Origin of the sequence: Halorubrum tibetense (assembly GCF_042661865.1) — an archaeon.
GTDB classification, from domain to species: domain Archaea; phylum Halobacteriota; class Halobacteria; order Halobacteriales; family Haloferacaceae; genus Halorubrum; species Halorubrum tibetense.
Genome location: NZ_JBHSWW010000210.1, coordinates 1 through 4448, shown reverse-complemented (window position 1 = coordinate 4448; position 4448 = coordinate 1). Strand labels below are relative to the sequence as shown.

The 4448-nt window shown below is 69.4% G+C and carries 4 protein-coding genes and 1 pseudogene; 2 read left to right on the top strand and 3 right to left on the bottom strand.

From position 1 onward, the window contains the following. Nucleotides 1-236: 236 nt before the first annotated feature. Together ACFQEU_RS12025 and ACFQEU_RS12020 are read left to right on the top strand one after the other, a co-directional pair. On the top strand, nt 237-1196 hold the full coding sequence (locus tag ACFQEU_RS12025) for a zinc-dependent metalloprotease (RefSeq protein WP_379782445.1): 960 nt from the start codon (nt 237-239) through the stop codon (nt 1194-1196). 122 nt (nt 1197-1318) lie between these two features. After that, entirely contained in the window at nt 1319-1789 is a 471-nt protein-coding gene (locus tag ACFQEU_RS12020; protein ID WP_379782443.1) for a pyridoxamine 5'-phosphate oxidase family protein, read from the top strand. 40 nt (nt 1790-1829) lie between these two features. On the opposite strand, the gene tgtA is transcribed toward ACFQEU_RS12020, so the two are convergent. The 3 genes and pseudogenes from tgtA to ACFQEU_RS12005 form a co-directional block, all read right to left on the bottom strand. Continuing rightward, complete coding sequence (gene tgtA, locus ACFQEU_RS12015) at nt 1830-3311, bottom strand: tRNA guanosine(15) transglycosylase TgtA (protein ID WP_379782441.1); 1482 nt, start codon at nt 3309-3311, stop codon at nt 1830-1832. A gap of 48 nt (nt 3312-3359) precedes the next feature. Continuing rightward, a complete protein-coding gene (locus ACFQEU_RS12010; protein ID WP_379782439.1) occupies nt 3360-4148 on the bottom strand; it encodes a Nif3-like dinuclear metal center hexameric protein in 789 nt (262 codons plus the stop codon). Nucleotides 4149-4210: 62 nt separating this feature from the next. Continuing rightward, nucleotides 4211-4448: pseudogene (locus ACFQEU_RS12005) on the bottom strand (hypothetical protein); the annotation flags it as partial.

The following is a 4448-nucleotide window of genomic DNA, read 5'->3' as shown; positions in this document are numbered from 1 at the left end:
GGGGACTGCCCCGGCCGACGGAGGCGAGACCGACGACGCCGGGGGCTGCCCGGGTAAGTCGATCGGAGTTGCGCTGTTGCTGGTCGGACTGCTCGCGGCGGCCGGGTTCGCGGTCGCCCGCCTGCTGGGCGACGACCTCGAGGACGCGACCGAACTGGACGGCCTCGCAGAATAAGCCGGACGACTCGTAGCGCGACCGACACAAGGGACTTGAGGTCGGCACGCCTGTGATCCGTATGGACCTCCTCCGAAGCATTCGCGCGGTCTCCGAGGCGTCCGGGACCGGCGTGATCGACTGGGCGAAAGCGGGCGAGGCGGCGAAAGCGAGCACCGATCCCGGAGCGCTCGACCTGACGCCCGCCGAGCGTCGGGGGTACGCCGCTGACGTCCAGGACGCGCGGGCCCGACTTCGAGCGGTCGCCGGCGTCGAGTTCGATGTCCCCGACACGATAGAGGTACAGAACCGTCACCACTGGATCGACGCGAACCTCGCGACGTTCCACAACGTCATGGGTCCGGTTGAAGCGGCCACGAACGCACGACTCCCCGACCTCTCGCGGGTCGTAAACACCGGGTCGATGGCGTTCACCCTCGGTTTCCTCGCGCGCAACGTGCTCGGCCAGTACGACCCGCTCCTGCTCGCGGACGACGCGGACGCCGACCACGGGCTCTACTTCGTCCATCCGAACGTCGTCGCCGTCGCCGCCGAACTCGACGTCGCATACCCGCGGTTCCGTCGGTGGATCGCCTTCCATGAGGTGACGCACGCGGCCGAGTTCGGCGCGGCACCGTGGCTCTCGGGGTATTTGGAATCGCGCGTGGAACGCGGCGTCGACGAGCTGGTCGCCGGGGGGCTCGACCGCACGGCCTTTTCGGAGCTACAGACCGCGATGACCGCCGTCGAGGGGTACGCCGAGCTGCTGATGGACCGCGCGTTCGACGAGGAGTACGCCGACCTCCGTCGAAAGCTCGACGCGCGCCGCGGGGGTGGGGGGCCGGTCCGGCAGATCGCCAGCCGCCTCCTCGGACTCGGACTCAAACGGCAGCAGTACGAGCGCGGCGCGACCTTCTTCGAGCGTGTCGCCGACGAACGGGGGGTAGAAGCCGCGAGCGTGGTGTGGGAGCGCCCCGAGTACCTCCCCACGAGCGGCGAGATCGACGACCCTGGCGCGTGGATCCGGCGGGTTAACCCGTAAACGAGTGGTCCCACGCCTCCCGTCCGGCACCCGCTTGCCAGTCAGCCACGGCACCGATCGGCTTCGGCGTTTCGCGGGGCGTCCGGCGGTGGATTTAGACCGCCGGCACCCGTACGGATCGTATGAAACTCACCGGGCCTTGGGATCGGGACACCGTTGACCGATTCCTCGCTGACGCCCGGATCCCGGTCCGGATCGGCTGTCGAACCCCGGCCGATGACCCGTGGTTGGTGTCGCTGTGGTTCGAGTGGGACGGCGCGGTCCACTGTGCGACCGGCGCGAACGCCGACATCGTGACGTTCCTCCGATCCGACGACCACGTCTCCTTCGAGGTGTCAACGAACGATCCGCCTTATAAAGGCGTTCGCGGGCGCGGGAGGGCGACCGTGAGTCCGGACCCCGACAAGCGGTACCTCCGGTCGCTCATGGATCGATACCTCGGCGGCACCGACAACGACCTCGGCGACCGGCTCCTGCGCCCGGAACGCGAGGAGGTCCACGTGCGGATCGAGCCGGAACGGCTGCACTCGTGGGACTACTCCGCGCGGATGCCCGCGGGAACCGACTCGGACGACAACGCGGACGTGAACTGAGACACGAACCCGGACGTGGAATAAGCCGCGGCGCCCCGGCTCACCGGCCGAGCTCGGTGATATCCTCGATCGCCACCCGATCCGGGACGACGGCGAGCGCCGCGGGATCCCAGTCTGCGTGGCCAAGCGTCACCGCCGTGTCGGGGTTCGCTTCCACGAGTCGGGAAACGCCCTCGGCCGCCGCGAGTTGGGCCGCGCAGTCGGTCCGTTCCGGCGTCTCGGCGGTGAGCGGGTACGTCTCCGAGAGCGCCCGCGGGAACGGACCGAACGGCGGTTTCACGCGCCACACCGCGTCGTAGTCGTGACTCGACGGTGGCTTCGACTCCGTGAGGAGCAGGGTTTCGGGCACGGTGAGCCGGGCGATCCGGTCGTGATGTCTGGACACCTCGGGCCGCCGGGCCGACTCGTGGGAAGTATAGAAAAACGTCCCCTTCGAGACGGGATCGGTCGCTTCGAGCTGATCGGCGTGGTCGAGCAACGCCCGGTACCCGTCGAGCATCGCCGGGTGCCCGCGTGCGCGGCGCTCGACGAGCTCCAGCAACGTTCCGGACCGGATCGCCTCCTTGATCCGACGGATCTCCTCGAACGTGACGTGGAGGTTGTGTTTGGCGAGCAGCCGCTCCGCCTCGTCGTCCCCGGCCGCACGCAGGTCGGCCGGCGTGTGCTCGACACACACCGGACACGAACAGGGGAAGTGGCTCATCTCCGCGAGGTGATCCGTTCCCGAGACGGTGAGATACCGGCCGTCCCGCGCCATCAGCGCGTACGCCGCGGAGTCGAACAGGTCACACCCCATGGCGACGGCGAGCGCCAACATCATCGGATGGCCAGCGCCGAACAGGTGCACCGGACAGTCGGGGTCGAGCCCCCGTTTCGCCGCGGTCACCGCCTCGACGACGTCGGCGTATCGGTAGGCGTTGAGCAACGGCACCATCGCCCCCACCGGGAACACGTCGAGGTCGGTCCCCGCCGCGTGTCGGCCCGCTTGTTCTCGGAGGTCCGTGTACGTCGACCCCTGGACCGGCGCGTTGACCAGCATATCTCCCGTATCGGCCGCTACCGCGTCCGCGAGTGCGGTCCGGGTCGTTTCGAGGTCGCGCTCGGCCCGCTCCCGGTCCGCGTCCGGGGGGGTCGGCACGTCGACCGGCGTTGCGATGTCGCTCCCGATCCGGCGCTGGAACTCGAGGATCTCCGCCGTCGTCACGTCGATGTCGCCGTACTCCGCCAGCTGGAACGAGCCGGAGTCGGTCATGATCGCGCCGTCGAACCCGAGGAACTCGTGGAGCCCGTCGGACAGCACCCGGTCGCGTATCCGGTCGGTGCTCCGGATGATATAGGAGTTGGTGATCAACAGTTCCGCGCCGAACGTCTCACGGATCCGCCGCGGCTCGATCGTGAGCACGTTGGGGTTGACGACCGGCAACAGCGCCGGCGTCTCGACGGTGACGCCCGCGCGGGGAACCGTCAGCCGGCCGATCCGGCCGGCCGCGTCGTGGTCCCGAACCTCGAAGTGATCGCGCATACGCGGACTGCGGGAAGCCGGGCGGTAAGGGTTGCGTTCGCTCGGGGGCTACAGCCCGGTCGGATGACTCACGTACGTCGTCTCCACGTCCCAGTCGTTCGCGAGCGACCGCAGCGACCGGACGCCGAACGTCTCGGTCGCGTAGTGGCCGGCCAGATACACCGTCACGCCCGCTTCGCGCGCGTCGTGGTACACCTGCTGTTTCCCCTCCCCGGTGATCAGCGCGTCCGCGCCCGCCTCGACCGCCTCGTCGAGCCAGTCCGTCCCGGAACCGGTGACCACCGCGACTCGCTCGATCCGATCGGGACCGAACGCCAGCACGCGAGTTCCACTCCCTGCCTCGGCACCGTCGAAACCGTCGAGTCGCTCGCGGATCGCGTCCGTCGGGAGGGGTTCGTGCGTCTCGCCCATCGTGCCGATCGTCACCGGTCCGATCGTCCCGAACGGCTCCCGCTCCGAGAGCCCGACGGCGTCCGCGACGCCGGCCGCGTTGCCGAGCGTCGCGTGTCCGTCGAGCGGCAGGTGTGAGACGTACAACGCCATGTCGTGCTCGACGAGCGCCGCGATCCGGTCGTACGTCTGTCCCGTGACGTGTTCGATACCGCCCCACGAGACGCCGTGATGGGTGACGAGGAGATCCGCGCCGGCGTCGGCTGCCGCGTCGATCGTCGCCGTCGCCGCGTCGACCGCGAACGCCACGTGGTCGACCGTGCGCTCGGGAGTGGTTCCGTCACCACCCGGACCGACCTGTAACCCGTTCGCGCTCGCGTCGACATCGGCGTACGCCTCGGTTTCGAGCTCATCGTCCAACCGGTCGACGACGGCGTGTAACTCCATGGGTCGCCGTACGGTCGGCGGTAGGAAAGGGATCCGGTCAGTCGGCGAGACGGGTGGATCGGTCAGTCGTCGACTTCCTCGGTGGAGAAGTCGGTGGCGGCGTCGAACGGCGCACCGGGGGGTGCGTCTGCGGGTGCGTCAGCCGACATCGGCCCGGTCCCGTCCTCGCCGGGGATTTCCGGGGGCGCGTCGAACTCGGGGTCGAACAGGTGCAGCGCGGTCCGTATCGTCTCCCAGTCGTCCTCGCCGGCGGCGTCCCGAAGCGACCGGGTGGGCGCGGCGAGCAGCTGGCCGACGAGC